The 23,334-nt window shown below is 59.6% G+C and carries 25 protein-coding genes; 15 read left to right on the top strand and 10 right to left on the bottom strand.

Annotated features, from left to right (window positions below; genetic code table 11):
- The first annotated feature begins 11 nt into the window (after positions 1–11).
- The gene (gene nadB / locus AXW79_RS10115) at positions 12–1,619 is read left to right on the top strand and encodes an L-aspartate oxidase (RefSeq protein ID WP_005318835.1); all 1,608 of its coding nucleotides are present in this window, start codon (positions 12–14) and stop codon (positions 1,617–1,619) included.
- 195 nt (positions 1,620–1,814) lie between these two features.
- On the opposite strand, the gene AXW79_RS10110 is transcribed toward nadB, so the two are convergent.
- Both AXW79_RS10110 and sdhE read right to left on the bottom strand, forming a co-directional pair.
- Positions 1,815–2,192: a protein YgfX gene (locus AXW79_RS10110; protein ID WP_085941650.1), complete on the bottom strand. Its 378-nt coding sequence runs from the start codon at positions 2,190–2,192 to the stop codon at positions 1,815–1,817.
- An 18-nt stretch (positions 2,193–2,210) separates the two neighbouring features.
- Entirely contained in the window at positions 2,211–2,480 is a 270-nt protein-coding gene (gene sdhE / locus AXW79_RS10105; protein ID WP_005318829.1) for an FAD assembly factor SdhE, read from the bottom strand.
- Between the two features lie 113 nt (positions 2,481–2,593).
- On the opposite strand from sdhE, the gene ygfZ reads away from it, so the two are divergent.
- Entirely contained in the window at positions 2,594–3,505 is a 912-nt protein-coding gene (ygfZ, locus tag AXW79_RS10100) for a tRNA-modifying protein YgfZ (RefSeq protein WP_005318827.1), read from the top strand.
- A gap of 6 nt (positions 3,506–3,511) precedes the next feature.
- Here the strand turns inward: ygfZ and AXW79_RS10095 are convergent, their stop codons facing one another.
- On the bottom strand, positions 3,512–4,411 hold the full coding sequence (locus tag AXW79_RS10095) for a LysR family transcriptional regulator (RefSeq protein ID WP_005318825.1): 900 nt from the start codon (positions 4,409–4,411) through the stop codon (positions 3,512–3,514).
- Positions 4,412–4,535: 124 nt separating this feature from the next.
- Here AXW79_RS10095 and AXW79_RS10090 point away from each other — a divergent pair, with 124 nt between their 5' ends.
- Positions 4,536–4,973 carry a PACE efflux transporter gene (locus AXW79_RS10090; protein ID WP_005318824.1) on the top strand — a complete coding sequence of 146 codons (438 nt, stop codon included), beginning with the start codon at positions 4,536–4,538 and terminating at the stop codon, positions 4,971–4,973.
- A gap of 95 nt (positions 4,974–5,068) precedes the next feature.
- On the opposite strand, the gene AXW79_RS10085 is transcribed toward AXW79_RS10090, so the two are convergent.
- The gene (locus AXW79_RS10085) at positions 5,069–5,410 is read right to left on the bottom strand and encodes a hypothetical protein (RefSeq protein WP_005318822.1); all 342 of its coding nucleotides are present in this window, start codon (positions 5,408–5,410) and stop codon (positions 5,069–5,071) included.
- Positions 5,411–5,603: 193 nt separating this feature from the next.
- Between AXW79_RS10085 and cutA the strand changes: the two genes are divergently transcribed.
- The 3 genes from cutA (at position 5,604) to AXW79_RS10070 (ending at position 8,251) form a co-directional block, all read left to right on the top strand.
- Positions 5,604–5,921, top strand: a complete 318-nt coding sequence (gene cutA / locus AXW79_RS10080; protein ID WP_005318820.1) for a divalent-cation tolerance protein CutA — start codon at positions 5,604–5,606, stop codon at positions 5,919–5,921.
- A complete protein-coding gene (locus tag AXW79_RS10075) occupies positions 5,918–7,705 on the top strand; it encodes a protein-disulfide reductase DsbD (protein ID WP_005318818.1) in 1,788 nt (595 codons plus the stop codon). Before cutA ends, AXW79_RS10075 begins: the two co-directional genes overlap by 4 nt.
- Before the next feature lie 132 nt (positions 7,706–7,837).
- Positions 7,838–8,251, top strand: coding sequence for a hypothetical protein (locus AXW79_RS10070; RefSeq protein WP_005318816.1), 414 nt, complete (start codon positions 7,838–7,840; stop codon positions 8,249–8,251).
- A gap of 40 nt (positions 8,252–8,291) precedes the next feature.
- Here AXW79_RS10070 and AXW79_RS10065 read toward each other — a convergent pair whose 3' ends face one another.
- From AXW79_RS10065 to AXW79_RS10040, 6 genes are all read right to left on the bottom strand, one after another.
- The gene (locus tag AXW79_RS10065) at positions 8,292–9,596 is read right to left on the bottom strand and encodes an NAD(P)/FAD-dependent oxidoreductase (RefSeq protein WP_085941506.1); all 1,305 of its coding nucleotides are present in this window, start codon (positions 9,594–9,596) and stop codon (positions 8,292–8,294) included.
- Positions 9,597–9,825: 229 nt separating this feature from the next.
- Positions 9,826–10,905, bottom strand: a complete 1,080-nt coding sequence (gene fbaA, locus AXW79_RS10060) for a class II fructose-bisphosphate aldolase (protein WP_005318811.1) — start codon at positions 10,903–10,905, stop codon at positions 9,826–9,828.
- A gap of 116 nt (positions 10,906–11,021) precedes the next feature.
- On the bottom strand, positions 11,022–12,185 hold the full coding sequence (locus tag AXW79_RS10055) for a phosphoglycerate kinase (protein ID WP_005318809.1): 1,164 nt from the start codon (positions 12,183–12,185) through the stop codon (positions 11,022–11,024).
- Positions 12,186–12,246: 61 nt separating this feature from the next.
- Positions 12,247–13,257 (bottom strand): erythrose-4-phosphate dehydrogenase, encoded by a 1,011-nt coding sequence (epd, locus tag AXW79_RS10050; RefSeq protein ID WP_005318807.1) that lies wholly within the window; start codon positions 13,255–13,257, stop codon positions 12,247–12,249.
- 49 nt (positions 13,258–13,306) lie between these two features.
- Positions 13,307–14,236 (bottom strand): ROK family protein, encoded by a 930-nt coding sequence (locus AXW79_RS10045; RefSeq protein WP_005318803.1) that lies wholly within the window; start codon positions 14,234–14,236, stop codon positions 13,307–13,309.
- A gap of 361 nt (positions 14,237–14,597) precedes the next feature.
- Entirely contained in the window at positions 14,598–14,945 is a 348-nt protein-coding gene (locus AXW79_RS10040) for a hypothetical protein (protein ID WP_005318801.1), read from the bottom strand.
- A gap of 140 nt (positions 14,946–15,085) precedes the next feature.
- On the opposite strand from AXW79_RS10040, the gene AXW79_RS10035 reads away from it, so the two are divergent.
- The 9 genes from AXW79_RS10035 to AXW79_RS10000 all read left to right on the top strand — a co-directional run bounded on the left by AXW79_RS10035 (position 15,086) and on the right by AXW79_RS10000 (position 23,165).
- Positions 15,086–15,964: a hypothetical protein gene (locus AXW79_RS10035; RefSeq protein ID WP_005318799.1), complete on the top strand. Its 879-nt coding sequence runs from the start codon at positions 15,086–15,088 to the stop codon at positions 15,962–15,964.
- Positions 15,965–16,187: 223 nt separating this feature from the next.
- Positions 16,188–16,730 carry a YtfJ family protein gene (locus AXW79_RS10030; RefSeq protein WP_005318797.1) on the top strand — a complete coding sequence of 181 codons (543 nt, stop codon included), beginning with the start codon at positions 16,188–16,190 and terminating at the stop codon, positions 16,728–16,730.
- Positions 16,731–16,773: 43 nt separating this feature from the next.
- Positions 16,774–17,079 (top strand): hypothetical protein, encoded by a 306-nt coding sequence (locus tag AXW79_RS23750; RefSeq protein ID WP_011899069.1) that lies wholly within the window; start codon positions 16,774–16,776, stop codon positions 17,077–17,079.
- Positions 17,080–17,099: 20 nt separating this feature from the next.
- Positions 17,100–17,666, top strand: a complete 567-nt coding sequence (locus AXW79_RS10025) for a DUF2796 domain-containing protein (RefSeq protein ID WP_005318795.1) — start codon at positions 17,100–17,102, stop codon at positions 17,664–17,666.
- Between the two features lie 4 nt (positions 17,667–17,670).
- The gene (locus tag AXW79_RS10020; RefSeq protein ID WP_005318793.1) at positions 17,671–18,360 is read left to right on the top strand and encodes an ABC transporter ATP-binding protein; all 690 of its coding nucleotides are present in this window, start codon (positions 17,671–17,673) and stop codon (positions 18,358–18,360) included.
- Positions 18,361–18,436: 76 nt separating this feature from the next.
- Positions 18,437–19,684: an ABC transporter permease gene (locus tag AXW79_RS10015; RefSeq protein WP_005318791.1), complete on the top strand. Its 1,248-nt coding sequence runs from the start codon at positions 18,437–18,439 to the stop codon at positions 19,682–19,684.
- A 22-nt stretch (positions 19,685–19,706) separates the two neighbouring features.
- Entirely contained in the window at positions 19,707–20,180 is a 474-nt protein-coding gene (locus AXW79_RS10010; RefSeq protein ID WP_011899071.1) for a DUF3299 domain-containing protein, read from the top strand.
- 207 nt (positions 20,181–20,387) lie between these two features.
- Positions 20,388–21,254: a TIGR03899 family protein gene (locus tag AXW79_RS10005; RefSeq protein WP_043144728.1), complete on the top strand. Its 867-nt coding sequence runs from the start codon at positions 20,388–20,390 to the stop codon at positions 21,252–21,254.
- A 267-nt stretch (positions 21,255–21,521) separates the two neighbouring features.
- Positions 21,522–23,165 (top strand): methyl-accepting chemotaxis protein, encoded by a 1,644-nt coding sequence (locus AXW79_RS10000; RefSeq protein WP_005318785.1) that lies wholly within the window; start codon positions 21,522–21,524, stop codon positions 23,163–23,165.
- Positions 23,166–23,334 lie beyond the last annotated feature (169 nt).

The following is a 23,334-nucleotide window of genomic DNA, read 5'->3' as shown; positions in this document are numbered from 1 at the left end:
CAATGATACTTATGAAAGCAAGTGTTGAATACCTTTGCGATGTACTGATCATTGGCAGCGGTGCCGCTGGTCTGTCCCTCGCGTTGCGGTTGGCAGACCAGGCCAAAGTCCTGGTTCTGAGCAAGGGGCCCATCAGTGAGGGGGCCACTCTCTATGCGCAAGGAGGCATCGCTGCCGTTTTCGACGAAACCGACAGCATCGAATCCCACGTGAGCGACACGCTCAACGCCGGGGCAGGGTTGTGTGACCCTGCCGTGGTGGAGTTCACCGCCCGCAACGCCCGCGAATCCATCCAGTGGCTGATCAAGCAGGGGGTTCCCTTCGATCAGGAGGAGGACGCCGAGGGCGAGTCCCACTATCACCTGACCCGTGAAGGGGGCCACAGCCATCGCCGCATCTTCCATGCGGCCGATGCCACCGGCAAGGCGGTGCAGCTCACCCTGATCGATCAGGTGCGCTCCCACCCCAATATCCAGCTGATGGAACGCTTCAACGCGGTCGACCTCATCACCACCCGCAAGCTGAACCTGCCGGGCAACAAGGTGCTGGGCGCCTACGTCTGGAACCGTAACGCCGAGCAGGTCGAGGTGATCCGCGCCCGCTTCGTGGCGCTGGCCACCGGCGGTGCCTCCAAGGTGTATCAGTACACCTCCAACCCGGACGTGAGCTCGGGTGACGGCATCGCCATGGCGTGGCGCGCCGGCTGCCGGGTAGCGAACCTGGAGTTCAACCAGTTCCACCCCACCAGCCTGTTCCACCCCGATGACCCCAACTTCCTGCTGACCGAAGCCCTGCGCGGGGAAGGTGCCTATCTGCGCCGTCCCGACGGCAGCCGCTTCATGCTGGAGTTCGATGAACGGGCCGAGCTGGCCCCACGGGATATAGTCGCCCGCGCCATCGACCACGAGATGAAACGCCTCGGTGCCGACTGCATGTATCTGGACATCAGCCACAAGCCGGCGGATTTCATCATCAAGCACTTCCCGACCATTCACGAGCGCTGCATGGCTGTCGGCATCGACATCACCAGGGAGCCGATGCCCATAGTCCCGGCGGCCCACTACACCTGTGGTGGCGTGATGATCGACAACAATGGCCAGACCGACATTCCCGGTCTCTATGCCATTGGCGAAGTGACCTACACGGGTCTGCACGGTGCCAACCGCATGGCCTCCAACTCCCTGCTCGAGTGCGTGGTCTATGCCCATCAGGCGGGAGCCGACATCATGGCCAAGTTGCCCATGAGTGTGGAACCGCCCCATCTGCCCGCCTGGGATGAGAGCAAGGTGGACGACTCGGACGAACAGGTCGTTATCCAGCACAACTGGCATGAGCTGCGGCTGATGATGTGGGACTATGTGGGGATAGTGCGTACCAACAAACGCCTGGCCCGCGCCAAGCGCCGTATCGACCTGCTCAAGCAGGAAGTGCAGGAGTACTACGCCAACTTCCGCGTTTCCAACAACCTGCTGGAGCTGCGTAACCTGCTGCAGGTGGCCGAGCTCATCGTCAACTGCGCACTGCAGCGCAAGGAGTCGCGCGGCCTGCACTACAACCTGGATTATCCGGACATGCAACCAGACTCCAAACCCACTGTGCTGACCCCGGAGCGGGAGTAATCCTGCACCAGTGATGAGCCAAGGGAGATACGCAAGCTGCACCCCACATCCCGGACTACCCGGACATACAGCCAGACTCCACACCCACGGTGCTGACGCCGGATCGAGAATAATCATGCGTTAGCAGTCACCAAATGACCTCGCCCCGGCGGGGTCATTTGCTATGAGGGAGAAGGGTTGAAACAGGCAGGATGATTAACGGGCGGGTGGCGTTAGCCTGATGGCGCGGGCCAGCGCCCTGTAATGCTCAGGTGCGAGTGCGTCGGAGAAGAGCCAGAGACGGGCATCAGGCCTGTCGCTTGCCACCAGTTGCAGCCAGAGTACACCGGGCAGGACGCGACTGCGCGTCCCCAGCTGATAGCGATACCCCTGCCACACCAGCCACTGCCCATCCCACTCCAGCAAACCGGCCATACGGCTGGCACCCTGCCAGGCAAGCCAGAGCCCCGCCAACCAGCAGGGGAGCAGCAGTGCCCACTGCCAACCATGGATCAGACTGGCAACCGGCCACAACAGCAGCAGAAACAGGATCAGCAGCAGGATACGCTGCTGCCGGGAGGGAATGACGGGCATGTAAACCCGCATACGGGATCAGCTCAGGCTATCGTGGCGAGCCTGATTGCGTTCCAGGATCAGGGCGATCATGGCGGCAAAAGCGGGATCGGCAGGAACGCCGTGGCCCATGCACCACTTGAACAGGTCAGGGTCATCGCTCTCCAGCAAACGGATGAAGGTCTGCTGCTGCTCGTCACTCAAGCTGTCGAACTCGTGTTCAAAGAACGGCATAAAGATCACATCCAGCTCGAGCATGCCACGACGGCAAGCCCACTTCAGGCGGGATTTTTCAATTGGGCTCAACATGGAACTCTCCTTACAAAGACCCGAGGATGGTAACAGCTGGATTTTCCGGCTGACAAACATTCCTTACGTCTTTACCATGCAGGTCACATACTTTCTGTCTCTGGAATACCATCGTGAGCCTGCAAACGCCTGTTTTTCCTGCCGAGCCAACCCTTTTCTCCCTGACCGATCTCGCCATCACCAGCCTGACCGGTGCAGATCGCGTCAAGTATCTGCAAGGCCAGGTCACCTGCGATGTCAATGCACTGCAACCGGGCCAAAGCACGCTGGGCGGCCACTGCGATGCCAAAGGCAAGCTGTGGAGCGATTTTCGTCTGCTCTACCTGAGCGATCGCCTGCTGATGCTGACCAAGCCCTCTGTGCTGGCGCGTCAGTTGCCCGAACTCAAGAAGTTTGCGGTGTTTGCCAAGGTCGAGATCGCCGAGAACCATGGTCAGGCAGTTGGCGTGGCTGGCCAGGGCACGGATGAGTGGATGGAGGCCCGATTTGCCGTGTCACAAACCGGCCTGATCGACGATGGCATGGCAGTGCAGATCGAAGCGGATCGCTGGCTGCTGGTGAGCGAGCAACCACTGACCATAGACTTGCCTGCCGGTAGCGAATCACTCTGGTGGGGACTGGATATCAAGGCTGGCATCCCCCATCTGGAAGCCGTGCATCAGGGGGAGTACATACCCCAGATGTTGAACCTGCAGGCACTGGATGGCATCAGCTTCACCAAGGGCTGCTACATGGGGCAGGAGACTGTCGCCCGCGCCAAGTATCGCGGGGCCAACAATCGCGCCCTGTTCGTGCTGGCCGGGACTGCCAGCGAGCCCGTCGCCTGTGGCGATGCCCTGGAGATCCAGCTCGGTGACAACTGGCGACGCAGCGGCATGGTGCTCAACGTCTGGCAACAGGCAGATCAGGTGTGGATCACGGCCGTGCTGCCCAAGGATACAGAGGCCGATGCCCATTTTCGTTTCAAGCAGGAGGAGGCCTCCAGCCTTGCTCTGCAAGCCCTGCCCTACTCGCTGACCGAGTAAGGTCGGCTAACGAGGCACTCGCGCCAGCAGTGCCTCCTTGAGCCAGCGCCCCGCCTGCCCCAGCGGGCGGGCGCGATACCATTGCAGCTCCAGAGCCAGCTCAGCCAGCGCAATGAAGTCCGGATTGAGCACCACTACCTCCCCTCGCGCCAGCGGCCGGTGCAACAGAAAGTCCGGCACTGATGCCCAGCCCAACCCCAGCTTGACCAGCTTGACCAGCTTGACCAGCTCCAAAATGCCCAGATCCCCCTCCACCCACCACACCTGTGCCGAGAGGCGAAAACGGTGGCGCTCCGTGCCTTCCCGTCGCCCCGTCACCATCAGCTGGCGGGCCCCTTGCAAGTCGCTCTCTCGCAGTGGCGTCTTGCGGGCCAGCGGATGATCGGGGGAGACCACCAACGGCATCTTGACGGAGCCCAGTGAACAGGAGGCGAGCTCCCGCTCAGGCCGTTCCTTCTGATAGCTGATGCCAAGCTGGGCCCGGCCGCTTTTGAGCAGTTCGGTCACATCCTCCATCAGCGGAAACAGCAACTCCAGCTCGACGCCGGGGTAGCGGGTGGCGAACTCCTCCAACAGGGAGCCAAGCCAGGGCAGATGAGAGTCATCATCGATGGCCAGGGTGAGCCTCGACTCTACGCCTGCGGCCAGCTCACCGGCTATCGCCTGCAAGCGCTCGCTTTGGGCCAGCAAGATAGTGGCCTCCTGATGGATGCGGGTGCCCGCCTCTGTCAGCACAGGATAGCGGGCAGAGCGATCAAACAGCTCGAGCCCCAGATCTATCTCCAGATTGGCGATGGCGGTGCTGACCACCGACTGCGCCTTGCCCAGCTGGCGCGCCGCCGCCGAAAAGGAGCCCGCCTGTGCAGCGGCCAGCAATACCCTGAGTTGTTCCAGCGATGGATTCATCGTCCTGCTCCTGCAAATGCGGTCATCTATCTATTTTAGCGATGGATGCCAACGTGAAACTATCAACAAATAGGGATAGATTGCCAACCAGTCAGTCAACATACCTGTTTAAAGAGAGGAATTTATGCGTACCCGCAACGACCGTATCCGCCATGCCATCGGCTTTGAAGTGATAGGTCTGCTCATCGCCGCCCCCCTGGCCAGCTGGGTCACAGGTATCGAGCTCAGTCACATGGGGCCGCTGGCCATCCTGTTCTCGGTGCTGGCCACCTTCTGGAACTATGTCTACAACATCGGCTTCGACAAGCTGCTGCTCAAGTACCAAGGTCACCCGCACAAGACCTTGTGGCAGCGCGTGGTCCATGCGTTCGGCTTTGAAGGAGGCTTCATGGCGCTGACCCTGCCGGTGATCGCCTGGTGGCTGGATCTCGCCCTGCTGGCGGCGCTGGCGCTCAACATCGGCTTCGTGACCTTCTATCTGGTCTACGCCTTCATCTACAACTGGAGCTACGACAAGGTGTACCCGATCCCGGGCCAGTGGCAGCAGAACGCACTGGGTTGAAAGACGGCAAAAAACGGCAGGAAAAACGAGGCACCATCATGCAAGGGGCATGATGGTGCTGGGGGAGGACAAGCCCGGCGGGCCTGCCGCAGCGTTCAGGCCTGCGCCTTCAGCTCTTCGGTCGGGGCATCCGCCTCGGCCGACTCCTGGGTCAGCATGGCCTCGAGGTCGCTCTGGTACTGGTTCAGCAGGCGCTGGGCCGCCACCATGTCACCCTTGTGCAGACGCTCGAACAGATGGTGTTGCACCACGCCGTTGAGATACTCCACCGTGACGGGTTGCTCCAGGGTAGCCAGCAGCTCCTCTTTTTCCAGCTCGGCATTGATTTCATCGGCACTGGTACGCAGCAGACCGGCCAGTTGCACCAACATACGGCGCTCACCTTCGCGCAACAGGCTCAACATGCGGTTTCTCTGCTGCTCATTCTGTTGGGTCATACATTTCCTTACGTCGAATGGGAACAAGCCCGCTCATTCTGCCTTGTCCCTTTGACAGCGTCTATCTCATGCCCCCCACTTATTTTCATGTCGAGCCGATAAAGCCCGTCAGATGCTATTTACCCCATCGCTAGGTATAGTAGCCGCTGGTTTAAAGGCGCCGTGCCGCCTCGAACGGACGAGAAATTTCACCATGACAGATGCCATTCTGGTGCTTTGCACCTGCCCGGATGAGGCGATCGCCGACCTCATCAGCGAACAACTGTTGAACCAGCGGCTGTCGGCCTGCATCAATCAGCTGCCCGGTCTCACCTCCATCTATCGCTGGCAGGGGCAGATCGAACGGGCACGGGAGATCCAGCTCATCATCAAGTCGCGGGCCTCGCTGTTCGAACTCTTGCGCCTATGTATCCTCAACCATCACCCCTATGAGGTGCCGGAGATCCTGGCACTCCCGACAAGCCAGGGCCATCAGCCCTATCTCGACTGGTTAACACAGGAAACCTCATGACACTGTCTCGCCTGCTCTCCCCCCTGCTTGTGCTCTTCGCCATGCTGCTGTCCACCCTGAGTGTGACGCCGGTTCAGGCCAGCAGTGACAGTCTGCTGAGCGCCCTCGGCATCGAGGCCAACGCCCAGCCCAAGTTTCTGAAAGTCGACGACGCCTTCGCGCTCGAGAGTGAACAGCAAGGCAACCAGCTATTGCTGACCCTGCGCATCGCCGATAACTACTATCTCTACCGCCACAGCTTACGCTTCAAGGGCGAGAATCTCACCTTCAACGAACCCGTCTTGCCCGCCGGGGCAGAGCATGAGGATGACTTCTTCGGCAAGACCTGGGTCTACTACCGGGAGGTGCAGATCCCCGTCACCCTGACCGAGGCGGGCCAGCAGGCCAGCCTCACCGTCAGCTATCAGGGCTGTACCGACGGCCTCTGCTACCCGCCCACAGACAAGCAGATTGCGGTGCAGCCTGTCGTCGCTAACGATACAGATCCGGCCGCCACCGATGACATGACCCGCGCCCCAGCCAGCAGTCAGCAGGATCAACTGGCCGCGGCCCTCGGCAGCCAGGGCTTCTGGCTCAGCATCGCCGCCTTCTTCGCGCTGGGGCTGGGGCTCGCCTTCACCCCCTGCGTCTTCCCCATGTACCCGATCCTGACCGGCATCATAGCCGGGGCGGGTCATAGGCTCTCCACCCGCCGCGCCTTCCTGCTCTCCTTCGTCTATGTGCAGGGGATGGCGGTGACCTACACCCTGCTCGGGCTGGTGGTGGCGTCGGCGGGCTTGAAATTCCAGGCGGCGCTGCAGCACCCCTATGTGCTGATCGGGCTCTCCGTCATGTTCGTGCTGCTGGCGCTCTCCATGTTCGGGCTCTACACCCTGCAACTGCCGAGCAGCCTGCAAACCCGCTTGAGCGGCCTCTCCAACCGCCAGCAGGGAGGCTCTGTACTCGGGGTCAGCATCATGGGGATGATCTCGGGCCTGGTCTGCTCCCCCTGCACCACGGCACCGCTCTCCGGCGCCCTGATTTACGTGGCTCAAAGCGGCGATCTCTGGCTCGGCGGTGCGGCCCTCTATGCCTTGTCGCTGGGCATGGGACCGCCGTTGCTGCTGCTCGGCACCTCAGGGGGCAAGTTGCTGCCCAGAGCGGGCGCCTGGATGGATGTGATCAAGCAACTCTTTGGTTTTGCGCTGCTTGCGGTGCCAATCCTACTGTTGTCACGGCTCTGGAGCGACCAGGTCGCCACCCTCGCCTGGCTCGGCTGGGGGCTGCTGCTGTGCGGCTACCTCTATCACCACAACCAGCATCGCGCCCACTCGGTCGGCAAGAGTCTCGGCGGCTTTGTGCTGTTGCTGGCGATGATGAGCCTGGTGGTGGTAGGCAAGGATCTGCTGCTGCCCGTGCCCGGCGTCAAGGCCAGCGCCGAGACCCAGGCGCCCCAATTTATCCGCATCAAGACCCTGGATGACCTCAAGACGCAACTCGCCGCCGCCCGCGGCAAACCTGTGCTGCTGGACCTCTACGCCGACTGGTGCGTGGCCTGCAAGGAGTTCGAGCACAAGACCTTCAGCGATCCCGCCGTGCGGGCGCGCTTCGATGACATCGCACTGCTGCAAGCGGACGTCACCGCCAACGACGATGCCGATGTGGAACTGCTCAACGGCCTGAACGTGCTGGGCCTGCCGACCCTGATCTTCTTCGACAGTGCCGGCCAGGAACTGAGTGACCAGCGGGTGACCGGCTTTATGGGCCCCACCGAGTTTTTGGGTCAGCTCGACAAGTTGCGCTGAAGGCCATTGGCCCGGAGTTAACTGCTCCGGGCCATACCCGCGGCTAGCTACTGATTTTTCTGACAATCCCTTGTATATGATCGGCAGCGTGGCAGAATTTGCCCTTTCCCGTCTCGTTCGTCCGGAGTTTTGATGAAAAAGTGGTTCATCCCCCTGCTGGCCCTCTGGCTATATGGTTGTTACGCAGGACCCGGTGAAGAGGCAATCCAGCATCAGGTCACCGCCAAACTCCAGTCTGACACAGACGACAATCTGTTCGAGATCAGTGACTTCGCCATTCTCGGCAAAGAAGAGCGGATGGAGGGCGTCTATCTGATCAAGGTGAGCTACCAGCTCCATTTCAAGCTGGGGCTGGATCAGTTGCAGGTACTGCACGACGAGGACCTGGTCTATGACAGGGTCGGTCCCTTCCAGCAAGAGATGGGACTGATGGAGCTGGAGCGAAAATATGGCGACTTCGAGGCCGGTCAAGTGCTGCAGCAAGAAACCGACGTCTGGATGATGAAAACCGAACAGGGCTGGCGTCTGGCCGAACCTGCTCAATAACGCCTCCACCCGCCCCCTTCGGGCTGCTTGCGCTTGCCCTTTACAACAGATCCTTCATCCGGTGCCACAGCATGCCGAGCGCCAGCAGGGGGGAGCGCAACGCCGGGCCACCGGGGAAGGTCATGTGGGGCACGCCACTGAACAGATCGAAGCCCCGGCTCTCGCCGCGGATCGCCTCTGCCACCAGCTTGGCCGCCATATGCGTGGCGTTGAGGCCATGACCTGAATAAGCCTGGGCATAGAAGACGTTGGGATGATCCTGCAAGCGGCCGATCTGCGGCAAGCGATTGGCCCCTATCCCTATCATGCCGCCCCACTGAAACTCGATGGCCGTCCCCGCCAACTCGGGAAAGACTCTCAGCAGCTTGGGCAACATAAAGGCCTTGATGTCCCGCGGGTCCCTTCCCGAGTAGTTGCAGGCACCACCAAACAACAGGCGACCATCGGCGGAGAGGCGATAGTAGTCGAGCGCCACGTTCTGATCGCACACCGCCATATTCTGCGGCAACAAGCGCTGGCGCAGCCGCTTCTCCAGCACCTCAGTGGCGAGAATGTAAGAGCCCGCCGGTAGCACCCTGCCCCCCAATTCGGGATTGAGATCATTGAGGTAGGCGTTGCAACCTATCACCAGATAATCGGCACTCACCCGGCCACGGGCCGTGGTGATCTGCGCCCGCTTGCCATAGTCGATATGGGACACTCGGGAGTGCTCGAACAGAGCAACACCCAGGCTGGCCGCGGCGCGCGCCTCACCCAGCGCCAGATTGAGGGGATGCAGGTGACCCGAGCCCATGTCAATCATGCCGCCAATATAGCGATCCGACCCCACCACTGAGTGGATCTCCTCCCGTGGCACCAGCTTGATCTCGTGCTGATAACCCAGGCTGGCCAGATGTGCCGCCTCTTCCTCAAATCCGGCAAGATGGCGCTGACGGGTAGCGAGGTCGCAGTAACCCCAGGTGAGATCGCAGTCGATGTTGAAGTGCTCGATGCGCTCTCGCACCAACTGCACCGCCTCCAACCCCATCAGATCCAGCTCCCGTACTCCCTGCTCGCCGATACAGCGGGCGAACTGGCCGGTATCGTGGCCTATGCCACGAATGAGTTGGCCGCCGTTGCGACCGGACGCCCCCCAGCCGATGCGGTTTGCCTCCAGCAGGGCCACCTTGTAGCCCGCCTGTGCCAGGTTGATGGCAGTATTGAGGCCGGTAAAGCCGCCACCAATGATGCAGACATCGACATTCAGCTCACCGCCAAGTTCTGGCCACTGCTGATTATCGTTGCGGGTGGCCGCATAATAGGAGGCCACATGTTCCTGATATCCGTTGAACTTTCCTGCCTGCATACTCAGCATCCCGCCTTAGTGACCATGTGTTTACTAAAATAAACGACCTGTCATCGATAATACCCAGCCCCCCGCTACCAATCCAGTCCATGAGGATCACAGAAATGCAAAAGGCATCCCGGGGGATACCTTTTGCTTCGGTCACGCCGTGGGGCTGATGACCGCAACCCACAAATACAAAAGGCGCCCCGAAGGGCGCCTTTGCATGCAATCAAGATACGGTAACGAATTACAGTACGTTGATGGCGTTCAGGTCGGAGAAGGCTTTCTCCAGACGGGCGATCATGGAAGTCTGACCGGCACGCAGCCATACACGCGGATCGTAGAACTTCTTGTTAGGCTTGTCAGCGCCTTCCGGGTTGCCCAGCTGACCTTGCAGGTAAGCTTCGTTGGTCTTGTAGAAGTGCAGCAGACCTTCCCAAGTAGCCCACTGGGTGTCGGTGTCGATGTTCATCTTCACTACACCGTAGGAGATGGACTCGCGGATCTCTTCCAGAGTGGAACCTGAACCACCGTGGAATACGAAGTCCAGAGACTTGGCAGGCAGACCAAACTTCTCGGAAACGAATTTCTGGGAAGCGTCCAGGATGGACGGGGTCAGCTTGACGTTACCCGGCTTGTATACACCGTGTACGTTGCCGAAGGAGGCAGCGATGGTGAAACGCGGGCTGATCTTGGACAGACGCTCGTAGGCATAAGCCACGTCTTCCGGCTGGGTGTACAGGGCGGATTGGTCCATGTGGCTGTTGTCCACACCGTCTTCTTCGCCACCGGTGCAACCCAGTTCCAGCTCCAGAGTCATGTTCATCTTGGCCATGCGGGTCAGGTACTCGCAGCAGATGTCGATGTTCTCTTCCAGAGACTCTTCGGACAGATCCAGCATGTGGGAGGAGAACAGCGGCTTGCCGGTTTCAGCAAAGTGCTTCTCGCCCGCTTCCAGCAGACCGTCGATCCACGGCAGCAGCTTCTTGGCAGCGTGGTCGGTGTGCAGGATGACAGGTACACCGTAGGCTTCGGCAACGGCGTGAACATGCTTGGCACCAGAGATGGCACCGATGATGGCGGCTTGCTGGCCTTCCAGCTTCAGACCCTTGCCGGCGGTGAACACGGCACCACCGTTGGAGAACTGAACGATAACCGGCGCTTTGACCTTGGCAGCCGCTTCCAGTACGGCGTTGACGGAGTCGGTACCAACGCAGTTTACAGCTGGCAGAGCGAAGCCGTTCTCTTTGGCGATGGCGAATACTTTCTGAACGTCATCACCAGTGATCACGCCGGGTTTTACGAAGTCGAAAATTTTCTTAGACATGTTTAATCGTCCTGTTCTCGTATGCCGTTAATAAAAAATGGGGGGTTCATCATGAACCGGCACAGCGGCCACATGATAAACGAAACGGGAGGCTTTTGCCCCCCGTCCCGGGTCAATTAGGCTTTGGCGCGCTGTTCCAGCATCGCAACAGCCGGCAGTACCTTGCCTTCTACAAACTCCAGGAAGGCGCCGCCGCCAGTGGAGATGTAGGAGACTTTGTCGGCGATGCCGAACTTGTCGATGGCGGCCAGGGTGTCACCACCGCCAGCGATGGAGAAGGCCGGAGAAGCAGCGATGGCTTCGGCGATCACCTTGGTGCCTGCGGAGAACTGGTCGAACTCGAACACGCCGACCGGGCCGTTCCACAGAATGGTCTTGGCGTTCATGATGATGTCGGCCAGGGCCTTGGCAGAGTCAGGGCCGATGTCGAAGATCATGTCGCCGTCGGTCACGTCGGAGACGGACTTGATGGTGGCCGGAGTGGACTCGGAGAACTCGGTGCCCACGACCACGTCTGTGGTGACCGGAATGTTGGTCTCGGCAGCCAGTTTCTTGGCGGTGTCGAGCAGGTCGTGTTCACACAGGGACTTGCCGACGTTGTGACCGGCAGCCGCGATGAAGGTGTTGGCGATGCCACCACCGACCACCAGCTGGTCAGCGATCTTGGAGAGGGATTCCAGCACGGTCAGCTTGGTAGAGACCTTGGAGCCGCCAACGATGGCAACCATGGGGCGCTCGGGTTTCAGCATGGCTTTGCCCAGGGCTTCCAGCTCACCGGCCAGCAGCGGGCCTGCACAGGCGATCGGGGCAAATTGAGCCACACCGTAGGTAGAACCTTCGGCGCGGTGAGCAGTACCGAACGCATCCATTACAAAGACGTCACACAGGGCGGCGTATTTTTTGGCCAGCTCTTCGGTGTTCTTCTTCTCGCCTTTGTTGAAACGGCAGTTTTCCAGCACGACCAGCTCACCGGCGGCGACGTCTACGCCATCCAGGTAATCCTTGGCCAGGCGGACCGGGCAGGACAGAGCGTCTTTCAGATAGTTGACAACCGGAGCCAGGGAGAACTCTTCGTTGTATTCACCCTCGGTCGGGCGACCCAGGTGGGAGGTGATCATCAGCTTGGCGCCCTTTTCCAGAGCCAGCTTGATGGTCGGCAGCGTCGCCACGATACGTGCGTCGGAAGTGACCTTGCCGTCTTTTACCGGTACGTTCAGGTCAGCACGGATCAGAACGCGTTTACCCGCCAGATCCAGGTCGGTCATCTTGATAACAGACATATTCAGTCCTCTATATTTTCAGGTAATGTTAAAAACAGTAACCTTGCGCCCGTTCAGGCTCTCAGCCTGCGGCCATCATGGCCCGGGTGGTATCCAGCATACGGTTGGCGAAGCCCCATTCGTTATCGCACCACATCAACATCTTGACGAGGTTGGCATCGCTTACCCGTGTCTGGGTACCATCGATGATGCAGGAGTGTGCATCATGATTGAAGTCTACGGAGACCAATGGCTCCTCCGTGTAATCCAGAATACCGCTTAATGTACCTCTGGATGCCCGTTGCAGGGCTTGATTTACGTCAGTAACCGTCACTTTTTTACGAACAGTAATACTGAGATCCATTGCCGTTACGTTGATGGTCGGCACCCGTACCGCGATCGCCTCGAACTTGCCGGCGAAGTGGGGGAGGATTCGCTCCAACCCCTTTGCCAGCTTGGTATCCACCGGAATGATGGACTGGCTGGCAGCACGGGTTCGACGCAAGTCGCTGTGGTAGGCATCGATGACTTGCTGATCATGCATGGCCGAATGAATTGTCGTAATAGTACCACAATTTATCTCGAATTCTCGATGCAATGTTTCGATGACGGGCACCACGCAATTGGTGGTACAGGAAGCGTTGGAGACGATCCGCTCCCTTCCCGTCAGCACCTGATGGTTCACTCCGTAGACGATGGTGGCATCCACATCCGCATCCGCCGGATGGGAGAAGAGCACCTTGCCCGCCCCCGCGCCCAGATGCAGTTCGGCGTCGGCCCGCGAGCCGAATACACCGGTGCAATCGAGCACCACGTCCACTCCCAGCGCCCGCCAGGGCAGATTGGCGGGATCCTGCTCGGCAAACAGGGAGATGAGATCCTCCCCCACCAGCATGCTGTGACCCGCCAGTTGTACCGGATAGCGGAAACGACCGTGGCTGGTGTCAAAACGCGTGAGGTGCACCATGGCCTCAGGCGCCGCCAGCTCGTTGATGGCAACTATCTTGATGTTCTTGTCGCGCCCGCTTTCATAAAGAGCACGTAGCACGTTGCGGCCGATCCGCCCGTACCCATTGATGGCAATCTTGATCATGAAAAAAGTGTGTCCTTACCTGCGACAAAGGGACGAACGGATGGATGATTCACGACAGCAGGGCGTCATGGAATACGCCACGGGCCAGCAGTGCGGCCCCGAACACACCGGCGCTGTCTCCCAAGGCTGGAGCAATAATGGGGGTAGCGAAGCGGGGATTAAAGAGAAAGGGCAAAATTGTCTGGCGCCCTGCGCTGTAGAGGCTCTGCACATTGCCGACGCCACCACCGATGACGATGACATCCGGATCGAGAATATTGACCACGTTGGCCAGCGCCTGACCGAACAGCAAGTGCAAACGATCGATAGTGAGTTTGGCCACATGATCATAAGCCGTCGTCGCCGCAATCTGGGCCAGCGACAGATGACGCTTGGTCTTGGCCTGATACCAGGCCTCCAGCGCCGGGCCGCTGATGAGGGTCTCGACGCAGCCACGCTTGCCACAGTAGCACTCGGGACCATCGGGGGAGAGCACATTGTGGCCCCACTCACCGGCGATGCCGTGGTGGCCATTCAAAATACTGCCATTGATGACGATGCCGGAGCCAACACCGGTGCCCATTATGATGCCGAACACCACCTTCGCATCGGGATGGTGCTGGCGCACCGCACCGAGATGGGTTTCCGCCAGGGCGAAGCAGTTGGCGTCGTTGGCGATGAGCACGGGAACGCCGAGCCTGCGTTCCAGATCTTCCTTGAACGGCTTGCCGTTGAGCTCGGTGGTATTGCAGTTCTTCATCACCCCTGTCTGGGGATCACGCGCGCCGGGCGTGCCCATGCCTATGATGGTTGGGCGCTGACTCAGTTTGACCGCGCACTCCTCTACCAGTTTCACGATCTGGCCGATCATATGCTGATAACCGCCCTGACGTTCAGTGGGGATGCGATGACGCAGCAGCACCTCGTCGCCATCCAGCACCACACACTCGCACTTGGTACCACCGAGATCGATACCCCAATCCAACGATTTCTTGCTCATCCTGTCTCCTGCCATGGCCAAGGATACTGCCGTGAGGACGCCATTTGTCCGGCCTCCTCACGGTCGCTCATCTTGCTTTTTCTGCGCCCAACGATGGCACAGTGTAACCCGAGCCAGAGCCATGATGCAGCCCCAAACAAGGGCGTCTCTCGGTCACCCAGAAGAGGTCAGGCGCCAAAGCGCCAATAGCGCCTTTGCTTCATTTATATGTTGAACAAGAAGTGGAAACGGTTGAGGTGATATCCCTTGACCGAGAGATAGCAACACGAGCATTGAAGAGGTAGACGGCACCGCCATCGATGCCTTGATGCCGTTCAGATAAAGCAGAATCTCGCTCAGTCGCGACAGAGCGGCACTGGCCTCAAGGCGCCTTCTTCATTGGATGCGACGGAGGCTGACCCTGCGTCACCCCGGCTGGATCGCCCTGGATGTAAATCTCCCGTCCATCCTGCTGATAGGGTCGGTAATGGTTGCTGCCACAGCGATAACCACCGCCCGGCTGACTCATCAGCTCACAGTTGACCGGCAATACCTCCAGCCACTTGATGGCCTGCTGGAAACGCAGCCACTCCTGCCATTCATGCTCCCGCGCCAGCTTGTCTCGCAGCGCGAATGTGTCCTCAATGGACATGCCCTGGTTGACGATCACCTGGCCCGCCGCCGCAGGCAAGGCGGCCAACAGCAGCAAGAGTATGGGAATTCGCTTCATGGCAGTTTCCTGTATGACTTATTTCGAGAATTAAATTTAAAGCCTTATCAGACTGTTACCCAGATCACAAAAACTAAACCAATCCAAATCCGGTCGGCTCACCTAGTTGTTTAGTATCACCCCGAGCAGGATGCACCATCATGAAACTGGCACAAGGTCTGTTGTTGAGTCTAGTGGTCACATCGACGGTCGGGGCAAGCGAGGTCAACCTGAGCTGGCAGTGGCAATCTGCTGACGGGCAACAGAAGCGACTGCAACTGAATACCAATGAACGCATCATGTCGGTCAGCCGCCACGAAATGACCCTGCTCGATGCCGCCCTCAACTATCCGCTGGAGACACTCTACTCCTACATAAGCCCGCGTCTTTACAACAGCATCAATCTCATCAATCAGAACAGTCCCGAGACCGCCACCAAGTTTCGCAATCTGGAGCAGGCCTTCACCCTGCGCGACGACAGCATGGAGTCGACCCTGTTCTGGCAGGCTTACCAGCAATATCAGGACGACGCCTTCTACCAGATGCGGGTCGTGCCCTGCGTTCATCCATCCAACCGCAAGCTGCCCTGCGTGCGCCCCAATTACTCCCAGTTGTTCTACCAGTTCAAGGGGGATCTCAAACCCCTGGCAAAGCAGTTTTCCGCCAAGGATCTGGCCACCAGCGTCGGCCTGTTGCAGGAGTGGCTGAGCGGTATACCCACGCCACCGGAACAGATGGATCACTTCGCCCCGCCCCTGCAGGCATTGCAGAACAACAAGGCAGACAGCGATGAGAAGGCACTGTTGATGGCAAGCCTGCTGGCAGAGCTGGCACCGCAATACATGCTCAGCATCATCTACCCGAATATCAGCATCGGCAGCGTCTCGCCAGCCTGGCTGGCCATCACGGCCGACAGTGGATTGAAAGGGGATACGGTGGTGATCGGCAATCAGCGCCACGTCTTGCTGACAGGTTCGCCCCTGCTGGCCGAGCAGATGACCATGGCCAAGATCCCGCTGGTCAGCGAACCCTTGTACTAGGTTCAACACTCATCAAACCAGTTGATAACCAATTGATTTTTATCGACTGCGTGCCATCCTTGCCGCCTTTGTCAGCCGAGCTCAGCGCTGACGGGCGGCACCTTCGATGCTCTTGCGAGTTTATTTAACACTTTTTAAACAGATCCGATCAGTTTAGGATGAGTTCTGCCCCATTCCCTCAAGTGAAAAATCGTTATAACATAACAAAAGGAGTGTCATCAGGATGAAACATCTCGTACTTACTCTGGCGCTGCTGCCGACCCTAGCCATGGCTCACAACATCAAGGAGTCTGCCCAGGTGCCGCTGGTCAATATCAGCGACAAGGGTGAACTGGTGCTGAAAGAGAAAGAGGTCAGCTACCAACCCTGGCAAAGCAAGGTACTGACTGGCAAAGTTTTTCTGATCCAGCACATAGCGGGTCGATCCAGTGCCAAGGAACTAAACGCCCCCATGATCGAGGCGATCAAAGCGGCCAAGCTACCTCACGACAAGTACCAGACCGTCACCATCATCAACAGCAATGACGCCATCTGGGGTACTTCCGGCTTTGTGAAGAGCAGTGCCGAAGACAGCAAGAAAGAGTTCCCCTGGTCCGCCATGGTACTGGATGCCAAAGGCATGGCTCGCAACGCCTGGGATCTCGCGCCGGAAAGTTCGGCCATCATACTGCTGGATAAAGAGGGCAAGGTGCTGTTCGCCAAAGACGGCCAGCTCGATGCCACCAATATTGCTACCGTGATGGGGCTCATCCAGTCCCATCTCTGAATCAGAGAGAAGGGGCGCTGACGGCGCCCTTTCATAAGGGTCTATGGGTCGTTCCAAGCTGAAAATCGGGTTGTTGCTGCTGGGCTGGTTGTGGATACAACCGGCGCTGGCACAACACCCGCTGGAAGCGGACCTGCCAGACCACAATCACAGCTGCCTTCTCTGCGCCCTCCATCTGGATGGCAAGCTTGCTCTGACGCCGACACTACCAGTCCCACAGCCACTCTTTGTCGCAGGTCATCTCGCCCCCATCGCTTTCCCTACCCCGCAGTACAGAACCACAGGTCATTGCCGCATCCGCGCGCCTCCACCCCTCATCACTTTTCCCTCTGAATATTCCTCTTATTAATTGTTTCGCAAGGATTAACGATGAAAGCAGTCACCTTATTACTGGCAGCCGCCGCCTTTGGCGTGCAAGCAAACCACGACGAGCATGAAAGCCACGGCCACGGTGCCCACGAGCACGGTCACGCTCACCTCAATCTGGTGCTCGATGGCAACCAGCTGATGATAGAGTTGCAGGCACCCGGCGCCGATCTGGTCGGGTTCGAGCACGCCGCCAAGAGCGATGCAGACAAGGCGCAATACGCCAAGGCCATGGCTCAGCTCAAGCAGCCGGATGCTCTGTTCCGTTTAGACCCGGCGGCTGGCTGCACCTTGACTCACCAGGAGCTGCGGGCGGCCAAGGAAGATCACGACCATGACCATGAAAAGGCTGGCAGCGATCACGATGAACACCACCATGACGAGGCGGGTCACGCCGATCTGGGGGCCATGTACACCTACACCTGCCAGATACCTGCCAAGCTGACCGGCCTGGAAGCCACCCTGTTCAGCGTCTACCCGAGCCTGGAAAAGCTGAGCGTGCAGGGCATCTTGCCCACCGGCCAGACCGCGGCCGAGCTGACTCCATCCGCCAACAAGCTGAGCTGGTAATCCCATGAAAAAAGCCGTGGTTGAGATCCGCGATCTGGCCTTTTCCTGGCCTGGTCACGAGCCTGTACTCGATCTGCCCGCCCTCACCATATCCCAAGGTGAGCGGGTGTTTATCAAGGGTCCGTCGGGCTCTGGCAAGTCGACCCTGCTCGGCTTGCTGGCCGGGATCCAGACCGCCAACCACGGCACCCTGGAGGTGCTGGGCCAACCATTGGCCCAGCTATCCGGCCGTGCCCGTGACCACTTCCGGGCGGCCAATCTGGGTTATATCTTCCAGCAGTTCAATCTGCTGCCATTTTTATCCGTGCTGGACAACGTCACCGCCGCCCTCACCTTCTCGTCCGAGAAACGGGCTCGTCTGCAAGGCAGCCCCGAACAGGAGGCACGCCGTCTGCTGGGAGAGCTGCAACTGCCGGACGAAGCACTGCATCGTCCTGTTCACGCCCTCAGCATCGGCCAGCAGCAGCGGGTAGCCGCCGCGCGGGCGCTGATCGGCTCGCCGCCGCTGGTGATCGCCGACGAGCCCACCTCGGCTCTGGATACCGACAACCGGGCCGCCTTTATCAAGCTCTTGTTCGAGGAGTGTGACAAGCAGGGGTCGACCCTCATCTTCGTCAGTCACGATCCCTACCTCGAACCTCTCTTCCCGCGGGTTGAAAACCTGCAACAGCTCAACCGGAGGGCCATATGCTGACCATTCATCACCACGGCACCCGCCCGGCGGGATCCGCATGCGCGGATGCATCGCAACAACAAAACCGGAGGCTAACGTGCTGAAACTTGCCCTGCAAAGTCTCTGGGCCCGTCGTCTCACCGCCGGGCTGACCCTGCTGGCCGTGGCCATCAGCGTCACCCTGCTGCTCGGGGTGGAGCGGGTTCGCACCCAGGCCCGCGAGAGCTTTTCCAATACAGTATCGGGCACAGACCTTATCGTCGGCGCCCGCTCCGGCCAGGTCAACCTGCTGCTCTACTCGGTATTTCGCATCGGCAATCCCACCAACAACGTAGGCTGGGATGCCTATCAAGCCATCAAACAGAAACCCGGCGTGGCCTGGACCATTCCCCTCTCACTCGGTGATTCCCACAAGGGTTTTCGGGTACTCGGTACCAATGGCGACTACTTCACTCATCTGAAGTACGGCCAGCAGCAGTCGCTGCAACTGCGGGAGGGGCGGCCGTTCGACACGCCATTCGAGGCGGTACTCGGCGCCCAGGTGGCAGAGAAGCTGGGCTACCGGCTGGATCAATCCATCATCATCGCCCACGGCGCCGGCAATACCTCCTTCAGCCAGCACGACAACCTGCCGTTCAAAGTGGTGGGAATACTGGCACCGACCGGCACCCCCATCGATCGCACCATTCATGTGCCGCTGGCCGGTATCGAGGCCATCCACCTCGGCTGGGATACGGGTCGTCACAGCAAGAACGTGACAGCCGAGCAGGCACTGGCGCAGGATCTGACGCCTAAGACCATTACCGCCTTCATGGTGGGGCTGAGCAATCGCATCCTGGCGTTCCAGCTCCAGCGCAGCGTCAACACCTACAGAGGCGAGCCGCTGATGGCGATCCTGCCGGGGGCGGCCCTGCAGGAGTTGTGGAGCCTGATGAGCGTGGCAGAAACCGCGCTCTCGGTGATCGCCGGATTTGTGGTGGTAGCGGGCCTCATCGGCATGCTGACCACACTGCTGGCGGGGCTCAACGAGCGGCGACGCGAGCTGGCCATATTGAGATCCCTCGGCGCGGGTCCGGCCCACCTCTTCCTGCTGCTGGCGCTGGAAGCAATGGCCCTCACCACAGCGGGCATAGCCGTCGGAGTAGCCGCGCTCTATCTGGGGCAAGGGCTTGCCACTCCATGGTTGCTCAGCCACTATGGCCTGCAATTGAGCCTGGGGCTGCCCAGCGCCTATGAATGGCAACTGCTGGGGCTGGTGTGGCTGGCAGGCATGGTGATCGGCCTGCTGCCGGCGGCCCGCGCCTACCGTTACAGCCTGAGCGATGGCATGAGCATCCGGGTCTAGTGAGCGACAAACAGAAGGACAGATGATGAAGTGGAAAATAATGGCGCTGCTGGCCAGCCTGCTGGTGCTGCCGGCAGTGGCCGCCGATTACAAGACCATCGACTGGGATGTGTTGATCCCGGAAGGGGAAAGGCTGCTGCCACCGCCCCAGGTCAACCATGAAGATCCCATGTCGGTTCCTCAACCCGTTGGGGGCGTCAATCAGAAGCTGGATCAGCAGGACGTGCGCATTCCGGGGTTCGTGGTGCCGCTGGAGGGAGATGCCAAGAAGATCACCGCCTTCCTGCTGGTGCCCTACTTCGGCGCCTGTATCCATGTGCCGCCCCCCCCGACCAATCAGGTGATCTATGTGAGCTATCCCAAGGGCGCTCCCGTGGATGATCTCTGGGACGCCATCTGGGTGAAGGGCAAGATGCGCACCATCAGTTCCAGCCATGAAATGGCGACCGCCTCCTACTCCATGGAAGGGGTCGAGGTCAGCGTCTACGAAGAGTGAGTCTGGCCATGAAAGGTGTTCGGGCACTGGCCACCATGACGCATACCCCGGCCCTGCAATAACGCCAGCCACGAGATGGCCTCCATTCGGAGGCCATTTTTTGTCCCGTCACGGGCAAAAATCCAGACATAGTCCCTGCCTGAGGGATTGCCCGCCATGCCGGTTGGAGTAACATTCAAGGCCAAACCTTGCGATCACGGAGCCAGCATGGCTGACCTTCCCCCGCCCAAGAAAGAGAGTGCCATCCTGAGCAGCCAGGAGCAGACCCTGCGCCTGGCCCGCAGCCGCGGCATCGATGGCATGCTCACTCGCAACAGCGACAGCACCTTCGAGCAACGCGCCACCTTTCGCCATCTGGCGGATCAGGCCGCTCGCCAGCGCAACCTGGAAGCCATCATGGTGATGGCCTCCCGTCACTGTGAGGAGACGGCTGCCGGCGGCGAGATGGACAGCGACTGGCTGACCCGCTTCCTGCAACTGGCGGAAGACATCAGCATGGTGCCCATGCAGCAGCTGTGGGGCCGCATCTTCGCCATCGAGGTCGCCACTCCCGGCCGCTTCTCCATCCGCGCCCTGACCACCCTCAAAGAGATGACCCAGCGCGAAGCCATGCTGTTTCAGCGGGTCTGCGCCCTCTCCTGCCACTATGCGGGCAGCGATGAGCAGCGTCTGCTGCTGGGGCTGCACAAGGGTGCCAGCCTGCTCACCCGCGCCAAGGTGACCCGCCTTGGCCTTGGCAAATACCGGCTGCCCTACAATGCCCTGTTGCAGTTGTTCGAGCTCGGTCTGCTGCACAGAGGGGAGCTGGAATCCGGTCCACTGCCCGCCGATGGGGTGGAGCTGGCGTCTGGCAACCAGCACTGGCGCCTGCAACGCAAGCAGGCCAACATCACCCTGCTCTACTACCGCCTGACGCCTGTGGGCAATGAACTCGCCCAGCTGTTGCAGGAGTCACCGCTGGAGGAGTATCTGCAGGACCTGAAAACCGTGCTGGTGCAGGGGCTGCAAATCGAGACCATGGCGCTGCCCCCGCCGCCCGAACAAGATCCCCTCTCGCCGGCACCCACCGTCTGACCCCAGGGGAGCCCTCGGCTGGCTCCTCTTGTCGTGACACACCTGTCGCCCCATCTTGCGAAATTCCCCCTGTTGCTCCCAAATCGGTTCTCGAAATGCGAATCGATCTGTTTGATCACCCCTCCATGATCCGGACTCCCAGCAAAGTCTGACCATTTTGGTCGGATAAAGCCTCTATTTACAAAATTATCACCAAAGGCGTCACCTTGGTGCGCCACTTGCACTGGCAATACGTCTTTCCTAACAACCCCATTCTGGAGCAGATCCATGAGAGTCAACCAACCCGTTACTCAGCGCGAACGCCTCTATCCGGACCACCAGAACCTGATATCCACCACGGATCTGGAAAGTCGCATTACCTATGCCAACGATGAATTCTGTGACATCGCAGGATTCAGCCCTGACGAGTTACGAGGCCAACATCACAATCTGGTGCGCCATCCGGATATGCCCAAACAGGCCTTTGCAGATATGTGGCACCACATCAAGGAGGGAAAGAGCTGGATGGGGCCGGTCAAGAATCGCTGCAAGAATGGCGACCACTACTGGGTCAGCGCCTTTGTCACCCCGATCAAAGACACAAATGGACGGATAGCCGAATTTCAATCGGTACATACTGCGCCGAGCGAAGCGCTCAAACAGCGTGCCGAGGGCGTCTATGCCGACCTGCGCAATGACAAGGTTCCACTGGCTCTCAGGCTGCCCACCTTCTCCCATACCCTGACCATCAACCTCTGCCTGTTGCTAAGTCTGGCGACCATGCTCGGCCTGGGTTACAGCCAGGGCATTAACTGGCAACTGACGCTGGCAGCCCTCCCGCTGGCACTCGCGGCTGTGGTTATCCATGCCCTCTCCCGCCGTCTGGGCAAGCTTAACAAGATGGCTCGCAGCCGCTTCGACAACCCGCTGATGCAGCTGCTCTATACCAACAAGGTCGACAACATCGCCGCCATCGAGCTCGCCATGCTGATGAATCAGGCCGAGTTCAATGCCGTACTGGCCCGCACCCAGCAAACCTGCACTCAAATACTTCAGGCCGCAGAGGGGGATCTGCGCAACGCCGAATCCATCACCGACAACCTGCAACAGCAGCAAGCCGAGACCAATCAGGTGGCCACCGCCATCACAGAGATGTCGGAGTCCATCCGCGAGGTATCGCAAAGCTCCAGCGACGCCTCCAGCCTGCTGGACGAGACGACCGACCTGTTCAGGAACGGCAACAGCAGCGTTGCCGAGACAGTGGCGGCCGTGGCAGGCATGAACAGCGAGCTGACTACCTCAAAGACGGTCATCAGCGAACTGGTTGGCCACTGCCGCGATATCGACGGCATTCTCGATGTGATCAACAACATCGCCAACCAGACCAACTTGCTGGCGCTCAATGCGGCAATTGAAGCTGCCCGCGCCGGTGAGGCTGGTCGGGGATTCTCGGTGGTGGCAGACGAAATCCGCTCGCTCGCCATCAAGACCCAAGCCTCCACCAGCGAAATCCAGAAGATGATCACAGAGCTGCAAACCAGCGCCGGAGATGCTGAGCAGGCAATGGAGAAGGGGTGCCAGCTATCCGAGAGCTGCCAGCAGAAGGCGTCGGCGACCGGCAGCATACTGCAGCAGATCAACAGCATGTTGCAGCAGGTTGCCTCAGGCAGCGGCCAGATTGCCCAGGCGGTACAGGAGCAATCTCATGTGACCGCCGAGATCAATCGCAACGTACTCAGCATCAAGACACTGGCCGATGACTCCAGCACAGGCAGCCAGCACGCCGTGCACGGCATCACCCAGCTGGTGAGTCAGTTGAGCGACCTCGATCGGCTGGTGCGTCAGTTCCAGAAGCCGGCACCGACAGCCCAAAACCGCCATGCACATGCAGCAGCGGTCCCGAACGCCATGCCGGTACGCCAAGCCAGATAGCACCCCGCTGGCAATTGCCGCAAAACCCTATGGGCCCGCAGGCCCATAGGTTTTTTTAATGCCCGCCAACAAGAGGGCGACACTCACGGTTTCACCTTCCGATTTACCCACTGTTCTGCTAAATAACTGATCCTAATACTGCTACACCTTCGCTGTGCCATAGCCATTC

It is taken from the genome of Aeromonas salmonicida subsp. salmonicida (assembly GCF_001643305.1).
GTDB classification, from domain to species: Bacteria; Pseudomonadota; Gammaproteobacteria; order Enterobacterales; family Aeromonadaceae; genus Aeromonas; species Aeromonas salmonicida.
This window is presented reverse-complemented; position numbering and strand designations above follow the sequence as displayed.

What these genes read in the sequence shown, in the direction of transcription:
- nadB (WP_005318835.1), top strand. Translation starts at nt 12, where the DNA reads ATGAAAGCAAGTGTTGAATACCTTTGCGATGTACTGATCATTGGCAGC.
- AXW79_RS10010 (WP_011899071.1), top strand. Translation starts at nt 19,707, where the DNA reads ATGATGAAGTGGAAAATAATGGCGCTGCTGGCCAGCCTGCTGGTGCTG.
- AXW79_RS10000 (WP_005318785.1), top strand. Translation starts at nt 21,522, where the DNA reads ATGAGAGTCAACCAACCCGTTACTCAGCGCGAACGCCTCTATCCGGAC.
- fbaA (WP_005318811.1), bottom strand. Translation starts at nt 10,905, where the DNA reads ATGTCTAAGAAAATTTTCGACTTCGTAAAACCCGGCGTGATCACTGGT.
- epd (WP_005318807.1), bottom strand. Translation starts at nt 13,257, where the DNA reads ATGATCAAGATTGCCATCAATGGGTACGGGCGGATCGGCCGCAACGTG.
- AXW79_RS23750 (WP_011899069.1), top strand. Translation starts at nt 16,774, where the DNA reads ATGGGTCGTTCCAAGCTGAAAATCGGGTTGTTGCTGCTGGGCTGGTTG.
- AXW79_RS10090 (WP_005318824.1), top strand. Translation starts at nt 4,536, where the DNA reads ATGCGTACCCGCAACGACCGTATCCGCCATGCCATCGGCTTTGAAGTG.
- AXW79_RS10040 (WP_005318801.1), bottom strand. Translation starts at nt 14,945, where the DNA reads ATGAAGCGAATTCCCATACTCTTGCTGCTGTTGGCCGCCTTGCCTGCG.
- AXW79_RS10075 (WP_005318818.1), top strand. Translation starts at nt 5,918, where the DNA reads ATGACACTGTCTCGCCTGCTCTCCCCCCTGCTTGTGCTCTTCGCCATG.
- AXW79_RS10030 (WP_005318797.1), top strand. Translation starts at nt 16,188, where the DNA reads ATGAAACATCTCGTACTTACTCTGGCGCTGCTGCCGACCCTAGCCATG.
- AXW79_RS10055 (WP_005318809.1), bottom strand. Translation starts at nt 12,185, where the DNA reads ATGTCTGTTATCAAGATGACCGACCTGGATCTGGCGGGTAAACGCGTT.
- AXW79_RS10070 (WP_005318816.1), top strand. Translation starts at nt 7,838, where the DNA reads ATGAAAAAGTGGTTCATCCCCCTGCTGGCCCTCTGGCTATATGGTTGT.
- AXW79_RS10035 (WP_005318799.1), top strand. Translation starts at nt 15,086, where the DNA reads ATGAAACTGGCACAAGGTCTGTTGTTGAGTCTAGTGGTCACATCGACG.
- AXW79_RS10025 (WP_005318795.1), top strand. Translation starts at nt 17,100, where the DNA reads ATGAAAGCAGTCACCTTATTACTGGCAGCCGCCGCCTTTGGCGTGCAA.
- AXW79_RS10005 (WP_043144728.1), top strand. Translation starts at nt 20,388, where the DNA reads ATGGCTGACCTTCCCCCGCCCAAGAAAGAGAGTGCCATCCTGAGCAGC.
- AXW79_RS10020 (WP_005318793.1), top strand. Translation starts at nt 17,671, where the DNA reads ATGAAAAAAGCCGTGGTTGAGATCCGCGATCTGGCCTTTTCCTGGCCT.
- AXW79_RS10085 (WP_005318822.1), bottom strand. Translation starts at nt 5,410, where the DNA reads ATGACCCAACAGAATGAGCAGCAGAGAAACCGCATGTTGAGCCTGTTG.
- AXW79_RS10110 (WP_085941650.1), bottom strand. Translation starts at nt 2,192, where the DNA reads ATGCCCGTCATTCCCTCCCGGCAGCAGCGTATCCTGCTGCTGATCCTG.
- sdhE (WP_005318829.1), bottom strand. Translation starts at nt 2,480, where the DNA reads ATGTTGAGCCCAATTGAAAAATCCCGCCTGAAGTGGGCTTGCCGTCGT.
- AXW79_RS10065 (WP_085941506.1), bottom strand. Translation starts at nt 9,596, where the DNA reads ATGCAGGCAGGAAAGTTCAACGGATATCAGGAACATGTGGCCTCCTAT.
- cutA (WP_005318820.1), top strand. Translation starts at nt 5,604, where the DNA reads ATGACAGATGCCATTCTGGTGCTTTGCACCTGCCCGGATGAGGCGATC.
- AXW79_RS10045 (WP_005318803.1), bottom strand. Translation starts at nt 14,236, where the DNA reads ATGAGCAAGAAATCGTTGGATTGGGGTATCGATCTCGGTGGTACCAAG.
- AXW79_RS10095 (WP_005318825.1), bottom strand. Translation starts at nt 4,411, where the DNA reads ATGAATCCATCGCTGGAACAACTCAGGGTATTGCTGGCCGCTGCACAG.